This is a genomic window from Allobosea sp. 2KB_26, from assembly GCF_052115715.1.
Classification (GTDB): domain Bacteria; phylum Pseudomonadota; class Alphaproteobacteria; order Rhizobiales; family Beijerinckiaceae; genus Allobosea.
Window position 1 is genome coordinate 57,414 of sequence record NZ_JBFRHE010000015.1, and the last position, 22,740, is coordinate 80,153.

28 protein-coding genes are annotated in these 22,740 nt (G+C 58.7%); 8 read left to right on the forward strand and 20 right to left on the reverse strand.

Features of this window, described 5'->3' with window-relative positions; genetic code table 11:
- Positions 1–15: 15 nt before the first annotated feature.
- From AB4099_RS28160 to flgF, 3 genes are all read right to left on the reverse strand, one after another.
- Complete coding sequence (locus AB4099_RS28160; RefSeq protein ID WP_441480522.1) at positions 16–1,233, reverse strand: flagellar hook protein FlgE; 1,218 nt, start codon at positions 1,231–1,233, stop codon at positions 16–18.
- Positions 1,234–1,307: 74 nt separating this feature from the next.
- A complete protein-coding gene (fliI, locus tag AB4099_RS28165) occupies positions 1,308–2,663 on the reverse strand; it encodes a flagellar protein export ATPase FliI (RefSeq protein WP_441480523.1) in 1,356 nt (451 codons plus the stop codon).
- Complete coding sequence (flgF, locus tag AB4099_RS28170; protein WP_441480524.1) at positions 2,663–3,388, reverse strand: flagellar basal-body rod protein FlgF; 726 nt, start codon at positions 3,386–3,388, stop codon at positions 2,663–2,665. The genes fliI and flgF overlap by 1 nt, the downstream gene beginning before the upstream one ends.
- A 215-nt stretch (positions 3,389–3,603) precedes the next feature.
- On the opposite strand from flgF, the gene motA reads away from it, so the two are divergent.
- The 8 genes from motA (at position 3,604) to AB4099_RS28210 (ending at position 9,345) form a co-directional block, all read left to right on the forward strand.
- Positions 3,604–4,476 carry a flagellar motor stator protein MotA gene (motA, locus tag AB4099_RS28175; RefSeq protein WP_113516745.1) on the forward strand — a complete coding sequence of 291 codons (873 nt, stop codon included), beginning with the start codon at positions 3,604–3,606 and terminating at the stop codon, positions 4,474–4,476.
- Positions 4,476–5,411, forward strand: coding sequence for a flagellar motor switch protein FliM (locus AB4099_RS28180; protein WP_441480525.1), 936 nt, complete (start codon positions 4,476–4,478; stop codon positions 5,409–5,411). Before motA ends, AB4099_RS28180 begins: the two co-directional genes overlap by 1 nt.
- Positions 5,380–5,664, forward strand: coding sequence for a hypothetical protein (locus tag AB4099_RS28185; protein WP_441480526.1), 285 nt, complete (start codon positions 5,380–5,382; stop codon positions 5,662–5,664). Before AB4099_RS28180 ends, AB4099_RS28185 begins: the two co-directional genes overlap by 32 nt.
- Positions 5,665–5,764: 100 nt before the next feature.
- On the forward strand, positions 5,765–6,049 hold the full coding sequence (gene fliN, locus AB4099_RS28190; protein ID WP_441480582.1) for a flagellar motor switch protein FliN: 285 nt from the start codon (positions 5,765–5,767) through the stop codon (positions 6,047–6,049).
- 14 nt (positions 6,050–6,063) lie between these two features.
- On the forward strand, positions 6,064–7,095 hold the full coding sequence (locus AB4099_RS28195) for a flagellar motor switch protein FliG (protein ID WP_441480527.1): 1,032 nt from the start codon (positions 6,064–6,066) through the stop codon (positions 7,093–7,095).
- Positions 7,096–7,111: 16 nt separating this feature from the next.
- On the forward strand, positions 7,112–8,179 hold the full coding sequence (gene flhB, locus AB4099_RS28200) for a flagellar biosynthesis protein FlhB (protein ID WP_441480528.1): 1,068 nt from the start codon (positions 7,112–7,114) through the stop codon (positions 8,177–8,179).
- Entirely contained in the window at positions 8,176–8,652 is a 477-nt protein-coding gene (locus tag AB4099_RS28205; protein WP_113516739.1) for a hypothetical protein, read from the forward strand. The genes flhB and AB4099_RS28205 overlap by 4 nt, the downstream gene beginning before the upstream one ends.
- 9 nt (positions 8,653–8,661) lie before the next feature.
- Complete coding sequence (locus tag AB4099_RS28210) at positions 8,662–9,345, forward strand: AprI/Inh family metalloprotease inhibitor (RefSeq protein ID WP_113516738.1); 684 nt, start codon at positions 8,662–8,664, stop codon at positions 9,343–9,345.
- 50 nt (positions 9,346–9,395) lie between these two features.
- Here the strand turns inward: AB4099_RS28210 and AB4099_RS28215 are convergent, their stop codons facing one another.
- The 17 genes from AB4099_RS28215 to flgB all read right to left on the reverse strand — a co-directional run bounded on the left by AB4099_RS28215 (position 9,396) and on the right by flgB (position 22,698).
- On the reverse strand, positions 9,396–9,722 hold the full coding sequence (locus AB4099_RS28215; RefSeq protein WP_441480529.1) for a hypothetical protein: 327 nt from the start codon (positions 9,720–9,722) through the stop codon (positions 9,396–9,398).
- A 155-nt stretch (positions 9,723–9,877) separates the two neighbouring features.
- Positions 9,878–10,489, reverse strand: a complete 612-nt coding sequence (locus tag AB4099_RS28220; RefSeq protein ID WP_113516736.1) for a transglycosylase SLT domain-containing protein — start codon at positions 10,487–10,489, stop codon at positions 9,878–9,880.
- Positions 10,404–11,714: a flagellar hook-length control protein FliK gene (fliK, locus tag AB4099_RS28225; RefSeq protein WP_441480530.1), complete on the reverse strand. Its 1,311-nt coding sequence runs from the start codon at positions 11,712–11,714 to the stop codon at positions 10,404–10,406. Before fliK ends, AB4099_RS28220 begins: the two co-directional genes overlap by 86 nt.
- A 9-nt stretch (positions 11,715–11,723) precedes the next feature.
- On the reverse strand, positions 11,724–12,932 hold the full coding sequence (locus AB4099_RS28230) for a chemotaxis protein (RefSeq protein ID WP_441480531.1): 1,209 nt from the start codon (positions 12,930–12,932) through the stop codon (positions 11,724–11,726).
- A 4-nt stretch (positions 12,933–12,936) separates the two neighbouring features.
- A complete protein-coding gene (locus AB4099_RS28235; protein WP_441480532.1) occupies positions 12,937–14,115 on the reverse strand; it encodes a MotB family protein in 1,179 nt (392 codons plus the stop codon).
- 3 nt (positions 14,116–14,118) lie between these two features.
- Positions 14,119–14,805 carry a hypothetical protein gene (locus tag AB4099_RS28240; RefSeq protein ID WP_441480533.1) on the reverse strand — a complete coding sequence of 229 codons (687 nt, stop codon included), beginning with the start codon at positions 14,803–14,805 and terminating at the stop codon, positions 14,119–14,121.
- The gene (gene fliF / locus AB4099_RS28245; protein ID WP_441480534.1) at positions 14,805–16,442 is read right to left on the reverse strand and encodes a flagellar basal-body MS-ring/collar protein FliF; all 1,638 of its coding nucleotides are present in this window, start codon (positions 16,440–16,442) and stop codon (positions 14,805–14,807) included. The genes AB4099_RS28240 and fliF overlap by 1 nt, the downstream gene beginning before the upstream one ends.
- 116 nt (positions 16,443–16,558) lie before the next feature.
- Entirely contained in the window at positions 16,559–17,329 is a 771-nt protein-coding gene (gene fliP, locus AB4099_RS28250; RefSeq protein WP_441480535.1) for a flagellar type III secretion system pore protein FliP, read from the reverse strand.
- Positions 17,330–17,413: 84 nt separating this feature from the next.
- The gene (locus tag AB4099_RS28255) at positions 17,414–17,917 is read right to left on the reverse strand and encodes a flagellar basal body-associated FliL family protein (protein ID WP_441480536.1); all 504 of its coding nucleotides are present in this window, start codon (positions 17,915–17,917) and stop codon (positions 17,414–17,416) included.
- A gap of 17 nt (positions 17,918–17,934) precedes the next feature.
- Positions 17,935–18,633, reverse strand: a complete 699-nt coding sequence (gene flgH / locus AB4099_RS28260; RefSeq protein ID WP_441480537.1) for a flagellar basal body L-ring protein FlgH — start codon at positions 18,631–18,633, stop codon at positions 17,935–17,937.
- Positions 18,633–19,112, reverse strand: coding sequence for a MotE family protein (locus tag AB4099_RS28265; protein ID WP_441480538.1), 480 nt, complete (start codon positions 19,110–19,112; stop codon positions 18,633–18,635). Before AB4099_RS28265 ends, flgH begins: the two co-directional genes overlap by 1 nt.
- A 53-nt stretch (positions 19,113–19,165) precedes the next feature.
- Positions 19,166–20,269 (reverse strand): flagellar basal body P-ring protein FlgI, encoded by a 1,104-nt coding sequence (gene flgI, locus AB4099_RS28270; RefSeq protein WP_441480539.1) that lies wholly within the window; start codon positions 20,267–20,269, stop codon positions 19,166–19,168.
- The gene (gene flgA, locus AB4099_RS28275) at positions 20,270–20,731 is read right to left on the reverse strand and encodes a flagellar basal body P-ring formation chaperone FlgA (protein ID WP_113516725.1); all 462 of its coding nucleotides are present in this window, start codon (positions 20,729–20,731) and stop codon (positions 20,270–20,272) included.
- A gap of 21 nt (positions 20,732–20,752) precedes the next feature.
- Positions 20,753–21,541, reverse strand: a complete 789-nt coding sequence (gene flgG / locus AB4099_RS28280) for a flagellar basal-body rod protein FlgG (RefSeq protein WP_441480540.1) — start codon at positions 21,539–21,541, stop codon at positions 20,753–20,755.
- Between the two features lie 16 nt (positions 21,542–21,557).
- The gene (locus AB4099_RS28285; RefSeq protein WP_441480541.1) at positions 21,558–21,893 is read right to left on the reverse strand and encodes a flagellar hook-basal body complex protein FliE; all 336 of its coding nucleotides are present in this window, start codon (positions 21,891–21,893) and stop codon (positions 21,558–21,560) included.
- Positions 21,894–21,895: 2 nt separating this feature from the next.
- On the reverse strand, positions 21,896–22,309 hold the full coding sequence (gene flgC / locus AB4099_RS28290; protein WP_441480583.1) for a flagellar basal body rod protein FlgC: 414 nt from the start codon (positions 22,307–22,309) through the stop codon (positions 21,896–21,898).
- The gene (gene flgB / locus AB4099_RS28295; RefSeq protein ID WP_441480542.1) at positions 22,309–22,698 is read right to left on the reverse strand and encodes a flagellar basal body rod protein FlgB; all 390 of its coding nucleotides are present in this window, start codon (positions 22,696–22,698) and stop codon (positions 22,309–22,311) included. Before flgB ends, flgC begins: the two co-directional genes overlap by 1 nt.
- Positions 22,699–22,740 lie beyond the last annotated feature (42 nt).

Here is a 22,740-nt window from a genome sequence, read left to right on the forward strand (position 1 = left end):
TCGAAGTCCTAGCGGCTAGCGCTTGAGATTGATCAGAACGTCGAGCATCTCGTTGCCGGTCTGAAACGACTTCGAATTTGCGGAGAACGCCGTCTGCGCCTCAATCATGCTCGTGAGCTCGGCGCCAATGTCGACGTTGGACTGCTCCAGGGCGCCCGACCTGATCGAACCGAAGCCGGACTGGCCCGGTGTCCCGAGCTCGTAACCGCCAGAGGCGATGCTGGCTTCGTACACGTTGCCCGCAAGCGGCGTCAGGTTGTCCGGGCTCCTGACGGTCGCCAACGGGACCTTGAAGGCCGCCACTCGCGAGCCGTTCTCGTAGACGGCATAGACGGTGCCGTCCTCTCCGAACTCGGCTCCCTTCACCGCGGACGGCTTGTTGCCATTCGCACCTCCGGTGACCGCGTAGTCGCCGCCCAACTCGCTCATCCCCGTCATATCGAGCGTGAATGGCGCGCCATTCGGGATGCCGAATGACATGCTGGTCGGGCCCGACATCTGGCCCGTTCCGTTGAACGTCAGCGTTTCTGTCGCGATCGGTGTCGCCGGGAAGCTGGCTGGGTTGTCTCCGTTATAGACAGCCACCTCCCAACCGGCGCTCGACTTCGTCATGTAGATGTCGAGCTTCATCGGATTGCCGACGTTGTCGTAGACCTCGATGGACGACTTCTTGCTGAAATTCGCCGAAGCGGGGGGAGGGGCGGCAATCACCGGCGCGTCAACCGGCAAGTTGCCCTTGAACGTGCCCTCTGTCGACGGCGTCGCCTTCATGCTCAGCGACTTGATACTGACTGGGACCAGGTTGCTCGAGCTGTTCAGCAGAATGTCCGCCGCGCCATTCTCCAGGCTGTAGCCCATCAGCTTGAAACCAGCCGCATTCACGAGATTGCCGGATGGTCCGTCGACCACAAAATTCCCGGCGCGCGTGAGCAATGGAGTTCCCTTCGCGTCGCTCACGACGAAGAACCCATTTCCCGATACCGCAAGATCCGATCCCGACGTCGTATAGGCGATGGAGCCAGGATCGGAGATCGCACGGCGAACCCTCGTCTCAACCGACCCGGAGGTGTAGGAGCTGTCGTCCTGCGACAGGATCAGTGACGAAAACTCGATACCCGAGCGCTTGAAACCGGTGGTGTTCGAGTTGGCGATATTCTCGGCCACGGTACCGAGCTTCGTGGATTGGGCGTTCATGCCCGAAACGCCGGTTCGCAGGACGCTAAATAGGCTCATTATCCGCTTCTCCTAATTCTGATTATTCGCAATAAATGCTCACGCTTGCGCGAAGCTGGTTTTTGGAAATGATTTTACGGGGACGCGGGCAGCGCGTTTGACCCCGACGGTTGCTGCAGAAATTCCGCCAGATCCGCAAATGAGTCCCGACTGGAGGGCATCGACGGCGATTGACGAAGCGCCTCATAGACCTTCGGAACGATCACAATCGCCTGGTCGAGTTCCGGATCAGTTCCGGCCTGATACCCGCCCATCATGCGTAGGTCGCGACTGTCCTCGTAGCGGGCGATCAGGCCCTTGATCCTGCGGATGAGGTCTTTCTGCTTCGATGTCCATCCGAGATCAGCCAGACGAGAGATCGATCCCAGCACGTTGATCGCCGGAAACCGACCTTGATCCGCGATCGCCCTGTCCAGAACGATATGGCCATCCAATGTCCCGCGGATGTTGTCCGCGACCGGGTCATTGTGATCGTCGCCATCAATCAGGACTGAGAATAGTCCGGTGATCGAGCCAGAGCACATTCGACCTGGACCGGCTCGCTCCAGCAGGCGGGGAAGCTCGCTAAAGACGCTAGGCGTATAGCCACGGGCAACAGCGGGCTCACCGGCGGCAAGAGCGACGTCGCGCGCGGCGTGTGCGTAACGTGTCACCGAATCTGCGATCAGAAGAACGGAATCACCCTGATCACGAAAAAACTCCGCTATCGCCATTGCGGTCTTCGGCGCCTGGCGGCGCATCATCGCGCTTTCATCGCCGGTCGAAACGACCATCACGCATTTGCCGATAGTTTCACTGATCGGGCCTTCGAGGAATTCTCGCACCTCGCGACCGCGCTCTCCAACCAGGGCAACCACGATCGTGTCGAAGCCCTCGCATTTGGCGAGCATAGTCAGCAGCGTCGATTTCCCGACGCCGGATCCAGCAAAGATCCCGATACGCTGCCCGATGCAGATTGGCGTGAAGAGATCGATCGCCCGAATGCCCGTCTTGATGGGCTCCGAAACCCGGGCTCGCGTCATAGCCGACGGTGGCTGCGCATCTGTCGAGTAAGGCTTCGCCCCCTGGATCAGTGCTGGACCTTCATCAAGCGGTTCGGCCAAGGCATTGATCACTCGGCCTCGCCATGAAGGATCGGGACACAGCTTCAGGTCGCCAAGGATGTAGGCTCGCGTGCCGACCTTGGCTTCAATCGCCCCGTCATAGGGCTTTACCGTCACGCCACCGTCGTCGACGCGGACCGCCTCTCCAACCCGGGTTCTGCCATTGGCTTTGAAGCCTATGCTGTCTCCGAGTTTCACAAAGTTCGCCAGCCCCTTCACCCGATAGAAGCTCGGTGTCACCTCGCGAATGACCCCGCTAACGCGCACCCGCTGAAATGCCGTGCCCTCGGAACGAACGAAGTGCTCCAGTGCCTTCAGCGACGACATCAGGTTGACGGGCCCAGCGTACGAATGGCGCTCATCACGGAATCCTCGGTCTCTTTGATGGTCGAATTGGCGCTTTCAAACGTCCGCTGAAGGGTGATCAGCTTTGTCAGCTCCATCATTGGATTAACGTTCGATCCTTCGCTGTGTCCCTGCAGAACAGCCGTCGAGGTAAAATCCTGCACAACTTCGGTCGGCTTGCTGGGCATCACACCCGAATTCCCAGCGCGTGAAAGCTTCGCGTCATGGGGAATGGTGAAAAGCCCCAAAGCACCGACGGCCACATTGTTCTGGGTAATTGACCCGTCTCGACCGATGGTCGCATCACCACCGTCCGGGGTAAGAGCAATCGGCGCCCCACCCGCATCCAGAACCTGGAAGCCATCGATGGTCTGAAGGTTGCCGTTCTCGGCCATCTTCAATCGGCCATCGCGCGTGTACGCGGTGCCATTAGGCGTCGAGTAGGCAATGAAGGCCTCCCCCTGGATCGCGACATCGAGGGGATTATCGGTTTTCGTGATCGCGCCGGCGCGACGGGAAATGAAGTTCGCGCCGGTCGAGGAAAATGCAACCGGCGATGCTCCTGCCCGCGACAAAACCTCCTCAAATTTGATTTCGTCGGCGCGAAATCCGCCCGTATTCATATTGGCGATATTATTCGCGATACTAACCAGCCTTTTCTCTGTGGCCAGCTGTGCTGATAGAGAAACATACAGCGCCGACTGCATCCATATTCTCCGCAAGAGGCCCGGAATGGCCCAATTGATTCCGCCGCGGAATGAAATCGGCGACGCCATTCCACCTACTAATCGCGCTATCTTGCGTGGGGCTTGCGTTCCCGATCCCAACTGTCGGCAAAAAAATCCATCCGCTCCAGCTACGCGCAAGCCACGCCTTGTATCGGGGGATCTGAGTTTATTGCTTTAACAAAAAGGGTGCTCCTTTGGGCGCTATTATCGGATTAATTATTGCATTCGCTTCGATGATCGGCGGCTTTATGGCCATGGGCGGCAAGCTTGCCGTCATCTGGCAGCCTTGGGAGTACGTCATCATCCTGGGGATTTCGGCCGGCATCTTCATCGTCGCCAATCCGATGTACGTCGTCAAAGACACCGGCCGGGCCTGCGTGGAGGCAATCCTGGGCCGGGTCCCCAACCGGGAAGACAACATCACCACCCTCAGGCTGATTTACACCCTTCTCTCGGAGATGAGGAGCAAGCCACGCAATGTGGTCGAGCCTCATGTCGACAAGCCTGAAGAATCGGAGATCTTCAAACAGTACCCAACGATCCTGAAAGATCAGGAGCTTACGCATTTCATCTGCGATTACGCGCGCCTGATCGTCATCGGCAATGCAAAGCCCCATGAGATCGAGTCACTCATGGAAAATGACATCAGCACCCGTCGCAAAGATGCGCTGAAGCCCTATCTCGCCCTCAATAGCGTCGCCGAAGCGCTGCCTGCTCTGGGTATCGTCGCGGCGGTGCTGGGCATCGTGAAGGCGATGGGGGCGATTAGTCAGTCCCCGGAAATTCTCGGGAGCCTCATTGGGGCTGCGCTCGTGGGCACCTTCGCCGGCATCTTCATTTCCTATGTGATCGTCAGCCCCCTGGCCAACAAGATCAAGAACACCCGGGAGAAACAGGTCCGGGTTTACGGAATGGTGAAGCAGTCCCTGATTGCCTACCTGAACGGCGCTGCCCCGATGATTGCCATTGAGCACGGCCGAAAGGGCATCTCCGCTGAGACGCGCCCGACCATCAATCAGGTCGAGGATGCTGCGATAAGCGGCGACAGCAAGCTCGAGGCCGCCTGATGACCGCCAAGGCGAAAACCGAAACCAACTGGATCCGCGACAAGCTGCTCGACGCTAGCGGCCTCTCGCTCGAACGACTGCCCATGCTGCACGTCATTTTCGAGCGGTTGTCGACATCATGCGCCGATCATCTCAGGCACCAGGCTGCCTCGCCGATGTACTTCACTGTGAAGGGCATCGAGAGCCGGCGTATCACGGACGTTCTCGATGGATATGAGGCGAATGCCATCGCCGCCGTCTTTCACGCGCCCGAGTGGGACAACCACATTGTCATCGGCTTGGATCGAGCCTTCGTCTACACCATGGTGGAGGTCCTCTATGGTGGCGATGGCTCGGAACCGCCAGTAGACACGCAGCGCCCCTTCTCGACCATTGAGATGAAGATGGCTCAGGGCATTTTCGGGCAGATCGCACGTGCCCTTGAAGTCGCCTTCTCCGCTGTCTCCCAGGTCCGCTTCAATCTCGATCGGATCGAAACCCGCATGGATTTTGCGACCATCGGGCGTCGGACCAATCAGGCAGTTTCGGCCAAATTTGACCTGCAAGCCTTGAATCGCAACGGCGAGATGTTCGTCGTGATCCCGCAATCCGTTCTCACTCCGATGCGCAACGCGCTGGCGAGTTCGATTACGGGTGAAGCGGGCGGCCGTGATCCGCGCTGGTCAAATCAGATTCAGAAGGAGGTAAAGCGAACCAATATTTCAGTGAGCGCAATCCTCGAAGAAAAGCCCCTAACACTCGGAGAGATCGCCTCCCTAAGGGTTGGCCAGGTCATTCAGCTCCAGGCGACTCCAAAATCGAGAGTTCGCCTTCAGAGCAGCAACCAGAACTTGTTTTGGTGCTCGATGGGCCAGTCGGACGGAAAATATGTCCTCAGGATCGACGACGTCGTCGACCAGAAAGATGAATTCCTCGATGCTATCCTCCCTAGCTAACTTCGTGTTGTTCGCGGCTCTCGTCCTTACGAGCGTCCTCGTCACCGGCATGTACCGCAAGCTCAAAGGGTTTGAGGCCATGTACAAGAGCTATGGTACTGCCCTCGAAGCATCCTCAGCAGCTCTGTCGCAGGCCCATGCAGCGCTCACAGGTCTGAATGCGGAAGCCAATGGCACGCTCGCAAGCCTTGGCGATCGAATTGAGGAGGCCAAGGAACTGATCGCCGAGCTCGACCGACGGAAAGCGTCGTAAAGCCCACCGCCGAAATTTCCCTTCAATCATTCTTTTCAGGATTATTTCCATGACCCAGCCAGTTGCCGCCGAAGCATTCGAGAACATTCAGGAAAAGGGGATGCTGGACACGCTTGGAAGCGGTCGCAACCTCGAGGCCATTATGCGCATCCCGGTCAACATCCAGGTGGTTTTGGGCGGTGCCCAGATGCCGGTCGCGAGCCTCATGAACCTCGGTCGCGGCGCAATTGTCGCCCTGGATAAGCGAGTTGGTGAGCCCGTCGACATTGTCGTCAACAACCGCGTCATCGCGCGCGGCGAAGTCGTTCATGTCGAGGAGGACAATCGCTTTGGGGTGGCCCTGACCGAGATCGTCGGGCCGCCTTCGAACGAGATCGTCGGTTAAGCGAGAGACGCGCAATGTCACTGGCGGTGACCACTCCGGCTCCCAACCATCGTGTCTTGAGCGGCCAGCAACGGGTGGCCGCGCTCCTGCTCACAATGGGGCAGGGGGCGGCGAAGAAAGTCCTTCAGTACTTCGACCCCGAAGAGGTCAAGGCGGTCACCAAGGCGGCCGCCAGCCTCGGCCAGATCACGACTATGCAGATCGAGGACCTCGTAGAGGAATTTGCTGACGGCCTTGCCCACGGGACCGATCTTGTCGGAAACTCGTCCGAGATCCAAAAGCTGCTGACCGGGATCCTGCCCGATGAGCAGGTCACCGATCTGATGGAAGAGCTCCGGGGGAACGCGAACCGCTCGATCTGGGAGCGCATCTCGAGTGTCTCTGAGACCGCGATCGCGACTTACCTCGTCAAAGAGCATCCTCAGACCGCGGCGTTGATCCTCTCGAAGGTGAAGCCGACCTGTGCTGCCAAGGTCATCTCTCAGCTTCCGGCCGATGTGCGCAGCAGCGTGACGCGACGCATGCTTACGCTGAAGCCCATCATCGAAGAGACGATGAAGAACATCGAAGCGGCCCTTCAGGAAAACTTCGTGACGAGCTTCTCGAAGGATGCCGGCTCTGACACGCATGCCAAAATGGCCACCATCATCAACAAGATGGAACGTGGCCACATGGAGGACGTTCTTGCTGACCTTGCAAGCGTCCGCCCGCGCTCTGCCGAGATCCTCAAGGGTATGCTCTTCACGTTCGACGACGTCATCAAGCTGTCGCCGAAGGATCGGACCACGCTCTTTGACCAGATCCAGCCAGATCGTGTCTCCGTAGCGCTCAAGGGTGCCCCTGACGAGCTGCGCCAGGTCATTCTGGGCTCTCTCGCCTCTCGTGTTCGCCGGATGGTCGAGCACGACATCACGACGCAGGACGCGGTATCGGCACGCGACGTCACCGACGCTCGTCGCGTGATTACCGACCTCGCACTCGAGATGGCTAACCGCGGCGAGATCGTGGTCCAGTCCGAGAGCGATCTCGAAGTCTCGCGGTACTGAATAGCGAACGCATCGAATGTCGGAGGAGGCTGACAAGGAAAGCAAAACCGAACAGGCATCGGACAAAAAAGTCCGAGATGCGATCGAGAAGGGCAACGTCCCATTCTCCCGCGAAGCCCCGATGTTTGCATCCTTTATCGGCTTCCTCCTCGTCCTCACATTCAATGCGCGAGAGAACGTCAAAGCCCTCACCAGCAAGCTGTCGCTCTTCATCGATCGCGCGCATGATTTTCGCTTGGACTCCGGCGTGGACGCCAGTGCGCTGATTTATGCTGTCGCGGCAGAGGTCGGGCTGTTCATGCTCCCCATTGTCGCGCTCCTTGCGGGATGCAGCCTGGTTGGATCGCTCTCTCAAAATGTGCCGAGTATTGTGGGCGAGAGAATTCGCCCCAAGTGGCAAAAAATATCACCCGTCGCTGGTTTTTTCCGGATTTTCGGAAGGCAGGGACAGGTCGAATTTCTAAAATCGCTCTTCAAATTCACAGCTGTCAGCATCGTCGTAGTCCTCCTTCTCAAGTCCGAGCAGCACAAGGTTGTGAATTCCATGTTCAGCGATCCGAGCCTGATCCCGGAATTAATCCTGAGCATTTCCGTGCGACTGGTCTCGGCCGTCTGCATCGCCACAATCGTCGTCGTGGCAGCTGACTTGATTTGGTCGCGCTTTAAATGGAATCGCGACCTCATGATGACGCGACAAGAGGTCAAAGACGAGTTCAAGCAGGCCGAGGGCGACCCTATGGTCAAAGCGCGCCTGCGCTCGATTGCCCAGGATCGTTCGCGCAAGCGCATGCTGGCGTCAGTCCCCAAGGCGACGATCGTCATCGCCAACCCGACACATTTCGCAATTGCCCTCCGCTACAACCAGAATGAGGCCAGCGCCCCCGTTGTTGTTGCGAAGGGGCAGGATCTGATCGCTCTAAAAATTCGTGAAATTGCCGAGAAACACGGGATTCCCGTGATTGAAGACAAGCCTCTGGCAAGGTCCATGTACGCCAATGTTCAGGTGGATCGAATGATCCCCACCGAGTTCTACAAAGCCGTCGCCCAAATCCTCTTCTATGTCATGACGAGATCGCGCGCATGAGTTCGCATACGCAAATTGAACCGATCAACTTCTTCGTGCCGGACCTCCCAAAATTCGAGGCGATTTTGGCTCACAGCATCAAGGATGTTGTCGACGAGATCCGGCTCGCGGATGTTGAAATTCTCCATCGCTATGCCGCGAATAACGCTCACGGCAACATGAACGATTTCGTGCTGTCATCAACCGAGCTCTTCTACAAGGACCAAACGCTCACCTACGACTATGGCGCCGATATTCAGGGGAACTCGTCTGTCGATCGATCGATCGTCCTCAAGATGAAATTCACCCACGGGCCTGTCCTGGTTCGATTTTGGCTCACCTTGGAAGCGGACCGGGCATCGATATCCATCAATTCAGTCTTGCTGGACCACAAGCTCAAATCCGCAGAGCTTGATGAAGCTACCTTCGCGCAGTTCCTCGAAGCCGCGCGGCTTAAGCCTGACGTCGCCTCTGCTTCCCACATTTGGCACTAGCAGGGCACCATGAAGCTGCGACACATCACGATTGCCGCGTCATCAGTCCTCCTGGGCGCCTGTAACTCGGCTGGCTACTATTATCACTCCACCGGCCCATGGGGGCCGCGGAACGTCTATCGGACACCCCCTGGCTACGCTGCGCCGTGGGCCGATCCGCCATACGATCTTGTCGAGACAGAGCCCTATATCGATGCCGGCGGGTTCGATCCCGTAGTAAGAGATGTCACGCCTCCCGCAGGCCGTGTCATCGTCGGTTTGCCGCCTGATCCTATTCCGACTGGCCCGAGGTCAGCGCCGGAGCAATACGAGGACACCGATCTGCCGCAGCAGGGGGAGGTGCGCGCGGAGCGGCCGCAGCCCGTTCGAAGACTTGCGACCAGCCAGCCCTCCGCCTCGCAAGTGATCCCGCCTCCGACGAGCCCATCGGCCTACGCCGGCTCTTGGCGAGCCGTAGATGCCGGCGGAAAGACGTGCAGGGTGCAGCTCTCCACGACGTCCTCGATCGACCTTTACAAGGCGACGGTGAGTGGTTGCGCTGGATCGCCACTACAGTCCGTGAACCTCTGGAGCTTCTCAGGGGGCAACGTCACGCTCTACTCCCGGGAGAAGGTCGTTGCCCGCCTTTCAGGGCAAGAAGCCAGCCTGTCGGGTCCAATTGAAGCAGGTGGAACCCTTCGCCTGGCGAGGTGATCTACGAACACGGAAAACGACGGGTCGACGCGCCTGGTTGCTGATCGGCTTCAAGCCAAGTGGGGGGAATGGATCACCTGCACCTCGCGTTGTTCTTCGCTCGTGGACAAACCGGCGAAGACTACGCAGGCCCTGGCTACGAACTTTCCCGCACGCTTCTCATAAAGGGATCGAGATCGCGTGACCCAAAAGTGAGAGAGGCATGCGCCGCCCAGCTCGACGCCTGGTGCGTGAAGCCGGTCGCGGAACCCGAGCCTATCGCCGCCCAGAACGCGGCTGAGACGATCAAGTTCACGGGCATGCCGGGCGGCGTCGCGGCCATTTCTGACGTTCTGGTCGATTGTCGGCATGTTTGTCTTGGCGATCACCGCTGCCATCAATGCCGTCATGCGTCCGGCCGTGCTCGGCGCCCTCGCGATCGGCTTCCTGATATCAGGGCGGCGCAGGTAGGGGCCCCAAGCTCCATCTGCCATTTGCCAGCCCTTACACCAACATCCCGCATTTTACGTGCTGGCAGGCTGGCACCATTCCCTCAAGCTAAGCAAAATGTCTTGGCGGTCGGGGTCCATTGACCGAACCCAGTCGCGACCATGTTTGCAATGACCTTGCAGACATATCGCTTTTGGGCAGGATCATTGTTCGGTCCTGCGTGATAACGCGCGACAGCCATAGTCCAGGTCCGATGGCGGTCCTTCAATTCCTTCAAGAACCGAGCCGCGTAGTCCACATTATCCCGCGGGTTCAGCATTTGCTCGATCGACGTGAAATGCTCGCGGTGAAAGTGGTGATTGATCTGCATGCAACCGAGGTCAATGAGCTTGGCCCCGCCTCGCCTGGCTTCCTCAAATCGGCGCTTCGCGTCGCCGGCGGATCCGGCAAAAACGCCCTTGCCTTCAATGTTGAGCGACCAGGGATGCAGGCTGCCTTTCCGACCTGTCTCGGTCAGGCCGACCGAATAGAGCACCCCAAGCGGGACGCCATACTTTGCTGCCGCCCTCTTCATCTCGATCTCGCAAACCCGTGCCGCTCCACCAAGATCAGCGCGAGAGGGGGAGGTGCTAGAGATAAGTCCCGCCAATGCTGCGGCGATGAAGATTGCCTTCGTGCTGCTCGCCAGCCTCGCGGGTATCGTCGGTCGGTTCATGGAATTTGCCACGGTTCTGAGAGCCACCACCCTGATTTTCGCTTTGATCGAAGGTCTGCTGCTGTGGCTGTTGGCGGGAATTTTGGAATGAACCATCCTGAGTTTGCGAAGATGGCGCGACGTGGATGGAGATGATGTCGGGGCGATAGCCGGAGGTGCGGAGAACGGCATTGAGGCCGTCGCTATCGCGGCGAAGCATCTGAGCGACTTCTTCACTGGCGACGCTCACGTCCATTTCCAGGTTGTCGCCTGACAGCTTCATATTGATCGTCATCAGGCCAAGATCGGCGGGATGAAGTTGAATGGTCAGTTTGCGAACAGCACTCTCCGAAGCTCGTGCCGTTGCGATGAATGAGGCCGGCAGAGACTCCTGGAGCGGGTGGCGCACCTGCTGGCTGAGCTGCTTCGCTTCATCCAGCACCGCACCAGTGATTTTCTGCAGCATGCCAGCCGACAAACCCGCTCCTGAATCGGGCGGAATTCCAACTTGCCCTTCAGCCGCTACCGGGGAGCTGATCTGGGCTTCGGGCACCCCGCGATCTGCCGGTTTTGGCATTTGCTTCTGGCTGGGAGCGGAGAATTGAATTGCAGAAGACCCTGGCTCGGTCTCGGTGCCTCCGAAAGTGTCGGTTGCCGCCGCTTGGGGCCCAAACACAGGTTTCGAGACAAAGCCTTCCACCACAGGCTTAAAGTGGGTTTCCTGTGAGCGGACATGCACTGCCAGCGGAGCCTTTGGCTGGTCGAGGAGCGAGGCTTGCTCGTCACCAGTCGGGGCTTGCGGACCAGCTGAAACCAGTTGGTCGTTTTCGGATTTGGGATCACCAGGCGCAGCCCTGATGAAATTGGCGCTGACAGCGATCGCCACCGCCGATCCCACCTGTTGGCCGACCTCGCCGGCTCCGGTCGGATCGTCCTTCGGCAGCTCGGCATCGACCGGGGCCTTCGCTGACCCTTCAGCAGCCTCATCGCCTTCCGGGTTCGGTCCAAGACTCGCAATGAGAGCCTCGAGCTCACTCAGTGGCGGTTTGGTCTCGGCCGCGATAGGCAGGTTCAATGTAGCTCCGCTGGAGCCCTCATCCGCCGGAACTGGCCTATCAGCCAGCTTGCCAAACAGCGCATCGAACGCTCCGAGGTCGGATTTCTTGGCTTGGCCTTCTTCCGAACTCGTCGCGCTCGGTTCCGACGACCGCGCTACCACTGGGGTCATGAAATCGAACATGCGCATGCACAGGACCTAATTAAGAAATAGTCGGTCGACTCCAGACAGAGCCTCCTGGGCTTTCCTTAAGGCTGGTAGCTGTGCCGAGGCTTGCGCCTCATCGACTTGTTTGCGCTCATTCACTGAGGCCTCTGGCGGCTTCTCAGGCTCGCCAGGCAGGCGCTTAATCGACTTTCCAACGCCTAGGGCCGTGTCGAGCAGGCGCAGGTCGTTGGCGCCGAGAAGCGACCGGTCTATCGAGCGAAGATCCCTGAGACCCATGTCCAGGGAGCGCGGAGAAACCACCATCGCTGACGCCTGGTAGAGCTTTGCCCGCGCAATATCCGGTGCTGAATTCTCGGCCAGGCGCATAGCCATCTCCGCCGACAACAGCGCGGATTGGATCCTGCCATTCTCAACCGCATTTCGCGCGGCCATGAGATAGAGATCGCGCTGCGCCTTCGGCTCAAGATTGGTCAGCAATCCAACCATTCGCGAAAACCGCGCAGGGTCTTTCGCATAGTCCATCTCTGCCAATGCCGCCGCCAGCCGTTGGCGGAAATTCCCGGCATAGATGGAATGACGGTATCGGCGCAGATAGTCGGACGAGAGCGTCTCAAAGCGGGGGAAATCATCGATCTGCCGGGCGACAAAAACCTGACGTCGAAGCGCAGCTTCCTCCAGCAACGTACCGGTGGCCTGCAGGCGAACAAAGTCGAGCAAGCTCATTGCCCGCGCGGGTTCCTGCCCAACGATCAGGGCAGATTGAACGAGCGCCAACTGCGCTCCTAAGCCCGGTCGCAGGAGGCGAGCTTCGATCGGCATCAGGAGGCGCTTGGCCTCCTCACCGCGGCCTTCGACGTAGGCAAGGGCGCCTTGCACGAGATCGGCCGCGACGCCTGTTACCAGCTGATTTGATAGGAGGTGTCGGAGGATTTTTGGCGAGCCGCCGCTCAGCGCGAAGATCACCGCCGCGTCGGTGTTGCGTTCGTCGTTCCACGCAGATGCATCGAGATCGACAAGGCGGCTTTCAAGAATTCCGAGGAGCCCCCGCTGGCTCGCATGGGCTTCGACTGAGCCCGTGGCCACCTGGTCCTGAAGGAGCTGAAGCGTCCTCACGATCTCGACAGCGGGCCGCGCCGTTATGGGCAGCGGCTTGAAATTTGCGTCGAGCTCCTGGGCGGATGCAGTCCCGAAAAGGCCCAGCACCGCCCCCGCGAGGAGTGAGATCCGAGGTGACGACACGCCGCTACTCCTGGATCAAAATCTCAATGCGCCGGTTCTCATTCGCATTGAGGTCCTTGGCGTTGAGCGGATCGCGGTCAGCATGTCCTTCAACGCGGGCCACGCGCTGCTCTGGCAGCCCACCTCGCACCAACATGTACAGGGCCATCTGCGCCCGGGCCTGGGACAATCGCCAATTGTCGTAGCTCTCCGACTTGAAGGGACGACCATCAGTGTGCCCCCTAATCACGACCTTGCCGGGCCGGGCTTTCAGGATTGTCCCAATCGCCGCCATCGCTTTCACGGCCTTGCCGTCGGGCTCGGCCGATCCGATCGCGAACATGCTGTAGCGGTGATCGTCCGTCAGGCTGATCAGAGTGCCGGTGCCCGTTCTCCGCACCTCAACCTTGGGAGATGCAGAGGGCGTGCGTGACTGGTTCACTGCCTGCGAAATCTCGCTCTTCAGCTTCGCCAAGTCCTCGTCGCTTGTTCCGGCGGGAGGCCGTGCAGCCTGAATTGGTTCTGCCTTAGCCTCGGCAGCAACGTCCTTGGCTACAGGCTTGGCAGGTTGTTCCGGCTTGCGGATGTCAGCAGCATTGCGCGGCGACACGGACGCTAGCGCATCGAGTTTTCCTTGAACTGGCGTTGGCACGGTCCCCGGTTGGATCTTCCCATCACTCGTTGCCGGCTTCACTGGCGATATCTGCCAGTAGAGCGGATCAAACGGATCGCGATACGCCTCGCCACCCGGCAACCCTGGCTTATCATTCTCGCCCGTCGTGAGGTCAGCACCTAGCGCATGGTGAGCCAATGGCTCTGCCTCAGCCGCGATCCTTGCCAGGATGGCATAGGGATCCTGAAAGAGGACGCCTTCCTTAAACCGCGGCTTCCGCATCTGGTAGGATTGGCCGCCAGTGGTGGCGCCGGCGGCTTGATCCTTCTTTCCTTCAGCTGGCTGCGAGCGAGCGTCTTCCAGACCTTTGCGCTCGGCAACAGCCTCGGCCAGGTTCACTGGGTTGAAATAATTGGCGACGCTCAGTTTCGTCGCTTCGTCAGCCTGGCTGATGAGCCACATCACAAGGAAGAACGCCATCAACGCCGTCATGAAATCGGCGTGAGCGATTTTCCAAACGCCACCTTTGGGCATCTCGTCCTCGGGATCGACCCGGCGAATGATGATGATTTCAGGAGTTGCTGACGACATGGCTCAGCCCGCCTTCTGCAATGTGGAGAGCCGCTGACTCCACGCATGCAATTGGGTTTCGATCAGTGCGTCATTGACCGTGATTGAAACGTCAATGCTCGGCTCAGGCACGAATTCGACAGCCGTCACACCCACATGAAGCCGCTCTTTCAGGGCGTCCAAAAGATCCTCCGGCCCAGAAACCCGGATGATTGAGACTTCCGAATCCGTGACGATTGAATTCAGGAGATCGGCCGTTTCCGCGATCGCTTGCCCGCGGAACGCTTCTGCCAAGAACTGATGGAGCACATTCCCGATCCGCTCTCCGAGCTCGAGCTCAACGATCTCCAAGCCTTGCTCTATCTTCTTCGCAATCGCTTCAGCGTGCTCAGAAACCCATTGGGCGCGCAGGGCCTGAGCGATCTCAGCAAACTCACGGCGTTGAGCGTCAAGCGCCTCCTGAAGCCTTGCTGCTGCAGCTGCAGCCTCGTCCTCTCGTGCCGCCTTGATTAGCGACTCGATATCAATCTGCGGTTCCTCGACCGTTCTCGCCTGGACAGGAAGCTCGACGACCGAGCCGGTCTCGATTGATACGGCCTCTCCTTCGCTTGACAGTCGCACCCGGCGCAAGCTGCCGAAGGGTGAAGCCAGATTGGGTGTAGAGGCCTCCGTTCGCGGATAGGTTTCGAGGACTTTCAACAACGCCGACATCAGGCGATCTCCTGAACAAGCCATTTGCGCAGAATTGACGCCGCCTGTTCCTCGTTGTGATTGACGATGTGCTCGAGCTTCCGTTGAGCGGTTTGCCCCTCAACGATGTTCGGCAAAGCCGGTGCCGTCGGCTGCGCTGTAATCCGGGAAGCCTCCTGCCTTTGGATCTCGCGGGCCTGCGCATCCTCTGCGTCAACAGCTGCCGTCGCGCGTGAGAACTCGATTTCGGCCTGCCCCCGAGCGACGAGCATCCTCACGGCCGGGCGCAGTCCAAACCAGATCACGAGTGCACCGACCAGGAGGATCGCGATCGCGTTGATGATGGTTCCGGACTGCCGGCCGATCAGCTCTGCAACCCCCGGGCCCGGGACGGCAGGCAGGTTTTCCGCCGCGTCGGTGAACGACACCGCCGCCACTTTAATTTGATCCCCGCGAGCCTTGTCGAACCCTGCAGCGGACGAAACCAACTGCTCGATCTCGACAATACGCGTGTCGACGTCAGCCTGGGTGGCCTTCTCGCCCAACAACGTCATCAAACGCGCTTTATTGACCAGAACGGCCACCGACAGGTTCTTGATCGAATATCCGTCGCTTACCGTTTGGACCGTTTTTGACGAGATCTCGAAATTCGTCAGGTCTTCCCTGCGTTGATTGTCGGTGCTCGAGTTATCCCCGCCTTCAGAGCGGACATTCTGTTCCGGCAAATTCTGCTGCACCGTCGCCGGCTTCTGCCCCTGACGGTTCTGAGATACCTCGGTCTCCTTCACAGACCGGACGGAACGTTCGACCTTGGATTCCGGATCGAAGATGGTTTGGCTGGTGCTGACCTTGTCTGTGTTCAATCGAGTCGCAACACTGATCTCGAAATTCCCAATTCCGAGATACGGCGCGAGCGTCCGGCGAACGGACGCCTGGATGTCAGCTCCGACGGTCTTTTCCAGCTTCGCGAGATTCCCGGTTGAGGCGAGGGCCCCGTCCTCTCCGGATGCCAGCAGAGTGCCTTCCGTGTTCATCACCGTTACGCGGTCGACCTTCAGCCCCGGGATCGCTGCGGACACCAAATGGCGGATGGCTTGCGCGGACGACACGTCATCAGCTGGCTCAGACCGTATGACCACTGAGGCCGATGGCGACTGCTGATCTCGACGAAATGAACCACGGTCGGGCAGCACGATGTGAACGCGCGCCGCCTTGATGCCCTTCATCGATTGGATTGTCCGCGCAAGCTCTCCTTCAAGAGCGCGGACTTTGGTGACTTCCTGCATGAAGGAGGTCAGGCCAAGCGAACCCAGATCGTTGAATAGCTCGTAGCCCGATTTCGAGCTCTGAGGCAGACCCTTTTCAGCCAGAAGCATGCGAGCATGAGACGTGTTCCCGTAGCTCACGAGTAGAGACGTTCCGTCGGAGCTCACGTCGAACGGGATATTGGCATCCTTCAGAACGGAGCCCATCCGCCCAATGTCTTCGCGGTTGAGGCCCGTATAGAGCGTCTCCAATGAGGGGCGGCTGAGGTAGTAGGTTCCTCCGCCGACGGTCAGGAAAACAACGAGCCCGATAATGCCGAGTGCAGCGAGCCGGCGAGCGCCTAGCTGCATAAGACTCAACCAAATTCGCTCAACTTGCTGACGGCCTAGCATGCGCAATCTCAATGTTGAAAATCAAAATGGGTCCGGACAATCACTATTGCCCTACCAATCTTGCCCCAGGCTTTCTTCAGCCGTCAGGGCATGGGTATTGCGATAAAAATCGGTCGCTAAAAATACGATTTAATCAGGCTGCTCACGAGAATACTCCAGCCGTCGATGAGCACGAAAAATAGGATCTTGAAGGGCAGCGCAATGACTGTGGGCGGCATCATCATCATGCCCATACTCATCACGAGTGCAGCGACGATCATGTCGATCACCAGGAAGGGTAGGGCGATGAGAAATCCAATTTCGAAACCGCGCCGCAATTCCGAAATCATGAAGGCCGGGATCAAGACACGCAGATCGATCCTCTGATTGCTCGCAGATGCTCCGTCCTCGGACTTCAGGCCATCGACCAGAGAGGGCGTCCTGGCCGACGCGAGGTCGATCATCGTCTGAAGATCCTTCGGGCGAACGTGCTGCATCATAAATTCACGAAACGGCTGCGACACCTTATCGTAGGCTTCAGCCTCTGAGATGCGGTTCTCAGTGAGCGGCCGCCCCCCGTCTTGCCAGGCCTTATCAAAGGTTGGCGCCATGACGAAGAACGTCATGAACAGCGCGAGGCTGATCAGAAAGAGGTTCGCGGGGGTGCTTTGAAGCCCCAAACTTGAACGCAGGAACGAGAATGCCACGACAAATCTCGTGAAGCTCGTGACCATGATCAGCAAGCTCGGCGCGAGCGATAGCACGGTCATCAGGGCGATGATCTGGATCATCCGCCCGCTTGCTGTTCCATCGCCTTGCGGGATCAGGTTCTCCAGGCTCGGAACCTGCGCATAGGCAGCGGTCGTGGCGAACGCAAAAGCGCCCGCTAGAATGAGACGGATGAGCATTTATCGATCAGTCAAATTGGTGGGAAAACAGGAGCAAAAATGGCACCCGCCATAAGAATACACTTGAATAGTTCCGAATTAAACTCATTGAATCACGAGCGTCTCGACGATTATCTCTTGAATTTTACCATTCGACCGAAGCTTCGCTCGCTCGTTCATATCCTCCCGCAAATGCATCAGCCCACTGGGACCTTGAATTTGGGCAAGCGAGACCGATCGGAGATAGGCGACAAGATCCTGGCGGATTTCGGCAACCACGATCTCCGAAGGTTTAGAGGGATCTCGCGTGAATACGATCGACGATTCAATCCTGACCCAGTCGGTCGTGGAATTTGCCAGATTTGCAATGACGGCTGGTATCTTCCTAAGTTCGATGTCTCCCACGTATTTGCTGGGGATTGGCTTTGCCTCTTCTCTCTGGGCCTTGTAGCGCTCGATGATCGTGTCTTCGAGGCTCTTCATCATGACGAGCCCAGCGCCGCCGCCCAGTCCAATGGCAAGGAGGCTCAGGGCCAGGATGGTTGCTGCCAGACGCAGCTGATCCAGTAGCCCCGGCTCACTTTCGTTCAGGGTCGTATCTCGGGCCATGTGCCGCTCCTATCGGTTCAGAACGGAGCTACGGCGTCGTAGATCTGTTGCCCCCAGCCGGGCTGCTGCATTTCCGAGAGCCGGCCACGGCCGCCGTAAGAGACACGGGCTTCAGCGATGCGATCATAGCTGATCGTGTTCTTCTTCGAGATCTCGCCCGGCCGGACAATGCCTGCAATGTTCAGGACGCGGACTTCGAAATTGACCCTCACTTCCTGGGAGCCGCTGATCACTGCATTTCCGTTCGGCAGGACCTCGGTCACAACGGCTGCGACCGACAGCCTCAGCTTTTCCGATCGATCGATCGTCCCGCGTCCATCCGACGACGACGATGATCGAATGTTCGCGTCGGCCTGACCATCGGCATCCCACCCCTTGAAGGCGAAGGCATAATCCATGCCAGCATTCATTTTCGACTTGCGGGACCGATCCGTGGCGTTCTCAAACTGGGCCTTGTCATCGATCTGAATATTCACTGTCACGATGTCACCGACACGCTTCGCGCGAGCGCTCGTAAAGAGATCGGCGCTTACGTTGCTCCAGGTCGAGCCTGCAGAGCTTTGCCCGTTCTCCTTGAAGACGTGCGGAACTGAGGTTCGCTGGACTGAGAGGCCGGTACCGACCGGCGTCATCCCAGGTTCGCGGCCAATGTCAGCTGGCCGGGTTGAGCATGCTCCGAGTGTCAAACACGCTGCGAGAACGACTGCGGGCTTCATCAGAGTTTCTCCTGCGGCTTGGCCCGACGGTTAGGCGCATCCGTAATTGCATTTGCGAGCTGAGCGGCGCGTGCTGGCTCCATCTCATTCAGGATCGCGCTTGACGTACGAGCCTTCAGCTTCGCCAAGATGCCGGCGGCAACTTCGTTCTCCATCGCGGCAATCTGAACTGCGGCTGCGTCGGGACGCATTCCAGAATAGATCTTCACGACGGTATCGTCCGCCTTTTCAAGCACATCCTGGCGGCGCTTGAGCCAGACTTCGTACTCGGCCCGCTTAGCCTCGAGAACCTTGATGCGGCCCTCGATCTCACCCTCCATTTTGGCGAGTGCCTCCTTCTGCAGGACGAAGCGAGCGTCAGCAGCAGCATCTGCGATGTTTCCGCAGTAGCGCGCGTTCTCGGAAACCGGCTGTGGAGCGGGTTTTCCAGAGCTTGGAGTTTGTGTCTTGGGTTGGGCCGCCGCCGGAAAGGAGAGCATTCCGACTAGTCCGACCGCACAGATCACCCGACCCAAGAATGAACCACGAGCGTTCATTGAATCACCAATTCTGCCTGGAGCGAGCCGGAGGTTTTGACGGCCTGCAGGATGGAGATCACGTCAGATGGCTTGAGTCCCATCTGGTTCAAACCCTTGACCAATGTCTGGAGGTCCGAGCCACCAACGATCGCGAGGGGCACACGCTCCTCGACCGCATTGATTTCGGTTCTGGGAACCACCACGGTTCTGCCGTCGGAGAATGGATCCGGCTGCGATACCTGCGGTGTTTCAGTGACCCGGATCGTGAAGTTGCCGTGGGTTACGGCCACCGTGGAGATCTGCACATTCTTGCCGATCACTACCGTTCCCGTACGCTGATCGACGACGATCTTCGCTGGGTTGTCGGGCTTAACGAGCAGATCGCCGAGCTCTGCGATAAAGCGCGTGGAGCCAACATTTCGGGGCTTCCTCAGAGCGACGGTCCTATAATCACGCGGGGAGGCCACACGCACCCCGAAACGCCGCTGCGAATACGCATTGATCGCATCGGCAATCAGCGTCGCGGTTTTGTAGTCTGGGTTCTTGAGTTCGAACGACATTGCCGTCGCTTCTCGGCTTCCAGACTGAACCTCTTTCTCGATCAGGGCGCCGTTTGGGATCCGCCCTGCGGTTGCCACACCCGAAGTAAGGGTTTCAGCCTGTCCTTGTGCAGAAAAGCCCGACACGGCGATGCCGCCTTGTGCAACAGCATAGACCTGGCCATCACCACCGCGCAGTGCGGTGAGCATGAGCGTGCCGCCTTTCAGCGAAGTCGCATCGCCCATGGACGTCACGGAGACGTCGATCCGCGAGCCGGTGCCAACGAAGGGCGGAAGGTCTGCGGTCACGATTACCGCTGCAACGTTTCGTGTCCGAAGGTTCATCTCGCGGACGTTCACACCCATCCGGTCGAGCATCGACTGGATCGATTGCTCGGTGAACTGCGAGTTTCGGAGCGTATCGCCAGTGCCCTGAAGGCCCGTAACCAGGCCGTATCCGATCAGTTGGTTGTCTCGAACACCCTGGACCGAAGCGACGTCCTTAATTCGGGTGGACGCAAATGCTTGTCCGGAAAATGCGAGCGCAACAGCAATAATAAAAGAAATTGATTTACGCATTTAATTGACACCGATCCGGATCCGCCCCTCGGCGTCGACGCGGCCGATTATCGTGCGGCCGCTATCCATGTTTTTTACCTGAACGATCTGTCCAGCGACGCCATTCTGGAGAGGTGTTCCGACGCCAATGATCGACAGGCCGCCCTCCTCGAAAATGATTGTGGTCGGCACTCCCCGAGAGACCAAGCGGTGATCTTCGACGGCGTTGACAGGAATGGCTTCTCCCGGCACGAGGGTCCGACGCACGGTCTTGCCAATGAGCGACCGGGGATTTTCGATCATCGAGACACGAAAGCGGAAGTTTGGGGGATAAGCCCGATCCTTCAGCATCGACGCATCGATTACGTCGCCGGGGTAGATGGTCGCTGTCGGAACGGGCAGCATTTGATCCTGGGCCGTGGCTTGATAAGCCCCGGCGAGCAGCGCTGCGGCGATGAATCCGAGGCGGGTAAGAGCTCTCATGACGATCTCCCCGGGCGGTGCCTACCGGATGCCCTTGGACACGGTGCCCGCCATCTCGTCAGCAGCCTGGATCACCTTCGAGTTCATCTCGAAGGCGCGCTGAGCTGAAATGAGGGTGGTGATCTCCTTGATCGCATCGACGTTGGAGGACTCCAGATATCCCTGCTGAATCTTCCCGAACCCGACATCGCCGGCCACACCGACAACAGGGGCGCCAGATGCGACCGTCTCTCGATAGAAATTGTTCCCGATCGGCTCGAGGCCAGCATCGTTGGCGAAGTTCGCGAGTGACAGCTGGCCAATCTCCTGAGGCGCCTGCTGGCCATCAATCTTGGCGAAGACCTGGCCGCTTTCGTTGATCGTGACGCTGACGGTATTGGCCGGCACAAGGATCGCGGGCTGAACCTGATAGCCATCCATCGTCACCAGCTGGCCGTCGCCGTTCTTATTGAACGAGCCAGCCCGAGTGTAGATCGTATCGCCGTTCGGCGCGTTCACCTGGAACCAGCCGCGCCCGTTCAAAGCGACATCGAACTGGTTCGAGGTGTTCATCAGCGGCCCCTGGCGGTGCAAGTTGCGGATAGCGGCTGTGCGCACGCCAAGTCCGATCATCGCTCCCTCAGGAACTGGCCCCTGCCCAGCCTGTGCGGGTACGCCTTGTGCGCGCTCCGCCTGATAAATGAGGTCTGTGAATTCCGCGCGGGAGCCCTTGAAGCCCGTCGTGTTCACATTGGCGATATTGTTCGCGATCACCTCGAGGTTGATCTGCTGCGCATTCATGCCGGTGGCGGCAATGGCTAGTGCTTTCATGTTCGTTCAAGCCCGATCAAATGGTCATGCGTGTGATTTCTTGGTACGCGCCCACGACCTTGTCGCGGATGGCAATCGCCGTTTTCAGCGTCTGTTCCGCCGACATCACGGCCTCAACGACCTGCTGAACCGAGGCCTTGCCCTGAATGCCGGAAATCGATGCGGCTTCGCCGGCCTTCAGCGTATCGATGCTGGTGGTCGCAACCTGCGCCATGAGATCGCTGAAGCTCGTCTGCCCGGCGCCAGCGACGCCGCCGGCGGTCGCGGCGACAGTGTTTGAAACCGCCTGCGAGGACGAAATCCCACCCGCGCGATCGATCATGGAGGAGATGGACGATAGTGCCGATACCATGATCAAGTCCTCAGAAGATCGAGTGTCGAAGTGATCATCGACCGAACCTGCTTGATCATCTGCAGGTTCGCTTCGTACGACCGGTTGGCCTCGCGCATGTCCGTCATTTCAGTGAGGACATTTACGTTCGGCATTTTGACCATGCCGTTCGCGTCAGCCGCCGGGTTTCCCGGATCATGTTGCACAGGGAATTCCGACTGGTCGGCGCCAATCGATTTCACAGCGACCGGGGCGGCGCCCAAGGCGCGGTCCAACTCAGCCCGGAAAGTCACTGTCTTTCGGGTATAGGGGTCGGAACCCTCAGTGCGGCCGGTGGAATTGGCGTTGGCAATGTTCTCAGACACCACGCGCATGCGCACTGACTGAGCCTGCAACCCCGAGGCCGAAAGCTTCGAGGAAGCGATCAGGGGATCAATCACGAGCCGCCTCCTACCGCTGACATGATCATTCGGTGGAATGATCTCACGATGCTGGTGTTGAGCTGGTGCTGCCTCGACACCTCTCCTGACTTCATGAGCTCTTGCTCGATGGTCACCGAATTGCCCGAAACGTACGTCTCCCACGAGTCGGATTTCTTGACCTTCGAAGCGCTGACGGTTCGCCCATCAAAGCCGATGTGCTGGGCGCTCGTCGCTGTCATCTGCAGCTTGGTCTTGTCCAATGAAGCAGAGAAGGGTTCGACATCCCGAGCCTTGAAGCCCGGGGTATTTGCATTCGCAATGTTGGCAGCAACCGTAGCCTGCCGCGTAGAGAGCCATTGGCTCTGTCGCGATGCGAGATCAAATAAATGGACGGGGGACGTCAAAATGGCCTCCAAGGGTGTCTCGCCCCTTTACTAGTCGCTCAA

Bases quoted from the DNA above. Each gene is read 5' to 3' on its own strand.
- AB4099_RS28195 (WP_441480527.1), top strand. From the start codon at position 6,064: ATGTCACTGGCGGTGACCACTCCGGCTCCCAACCATCGTGTCTTGAGC.
- AB4099_RS28205 (WP_113516739.1), top strand. From the start codon at position 8,176: ATGAGTTCGCATACGCAAATTGAACCGATCAACTTCTTCGTGCCGGAC.
- flgA (WP_113516725.1), bottom strand. From the start codon at position 20,731: ATGAGAGCTCTTACCCGCCTCGGATTCATCGCCGCAGCGCTGCTCGCC.
- flgH (WP_441480537.1), bottom strand. From the start codon at position 18,633: ATGAAGCCCGCAGTCGTTCTCGCAGCGTGTTTGACACTCGGAGCATGC.
- flgF (WP_441480524.1), bottom strand. From the start codon at position 3,388: ATGCAGTCGGCGCTGTATGTTTCTCTATCAGCACAGCTGGCCACAGAG.
- AB4099_RS28265 (WP_441480538.1), bottom strand. From the start codon at position 19,112: ATGCTCTCCTTTCCGGCGGCGGCCCAACCCAAGACACAAACTCCAAGC.
- AB4099_RS28240 (WP_441480533.1), bottom strand. From the start codon at position 14,805: ATGTCGGCGTTGTTGAAAGTCCTCGAAACCTATCCGCGAACGGAGGCC.
- AB4099_RS28255 (WP_441480536.1), bottom strand. From the start codon at position 17,917: ATGGCCCGAGATACGACCCTGAACGAAAGTGAGCCGGGGCTACTGGAT.
- fliF (WP_441480534.1), bottom strand. From the start codon at position 16,442: ATGCTAGGCCGTCAGCAAGTTGAGCGAATTTGGTTGAGTCTTATGCAG.
- AB4099_RS28180 (WP_441480525.1), top strand. From the start codon at position 4,476: ATGACCGCCAAGGCGAAAACCGAAACCAACTGGATCCGCGACAAGCTG.
- flgG (WP_441480540.1), bottom strand. From the start codon at position 21,541: ATGAAAGCACTAGCCATTGCCGCCACCGGCATGAATGCGCAGCAGATC.
- flhB (WP_441480528.1), top strand. From the start codon at position 7,112: ATGTCGGAGGAGGCTGACAAGGAAAGCAAAACCGAACAGGCATCGGAC.
- flgI (WP_441480539.1), bottom strand. From the start codon at position 20,269: ATGCGTAAATCAATTTCTTTTATTATTGCTGTTGCGCTCGCATTTTCC.
- AB4099_RS28220 (WP_113516736.1), bottom strand. From the start codon at position 10,489: ATGAACCGACCGACGATACCCGCGAGGCTGGCGAGCAGCACGAAGGCA.
- fliK (WP_441480530.1), bottom strand. From the start codon at position 11,714: ATGCGCATGTTCGATTTCATGACCCCAGTGGTAGCGCGGTCGTCGGAA.
- AB4099_RS28215 (WP_441480529.1), bottom strand. From the start codon at position 9,722: ATGGCAGCGGTGATCGCCAAGACAAACATGCCGACAATCGACCAGAAC.
- fliN (WP_441480582.1), top strand. From the start codon at position 5,765: ATGCTGGACACGCTTGGAAGCGGTCGCAACCTCGAGGCCATTATGCGC.
- fliP (WP_441480535.1), bottom strand. From the start codon at position 17,329: ATGCTCATCCGTCTCATTCTAGCGGGCGCTTTTGCGTTCGCCACGACC.
- AB4099_RS28210 (WP_113516738.1), top strand. From the start codon at position 8,662: ATGAAGCTGCGACACATCACGATTGCCGCGTCATCAGTCCTCCTGGGC.
- AB4099_RS28160 (WP_441480522.1), bottom strand. From the start codon at position 1,233: ATGAGCCTATTTAGCGTCCTGCGAACCGGCGTTTCGGGCATGAACGCC.
- AB4099_RS28185 (WP_441480526.1), top strand. From the start codon at position 5,380: ATGAATTCCTCGATGCTATCCTCCCTAGCTAACTTCGTGTTGTTCGCG.
- fliI (WP_441480523.1), bottom strand. From the start codon at position 2,663: ATGTCGTCGCTGAAGGCACTGGAGCACTTCGTTCGTTCCGAGGGCACG.
- AB4099_RS28285 (WP_441480541.1), bottom strand. From the start codon at position 21,893: ATGGTATCGGCACTATCGTCCATCTCCTCCATGATCGATCGCGCGGGT.
- AB4099_RS28235 (WP_441480532.1), bottom strand. From the start codon at position 14,115: ATGTCGTCAGCAACTCCTGAAATCATCATCATTCGCCGGGTCGATCCC.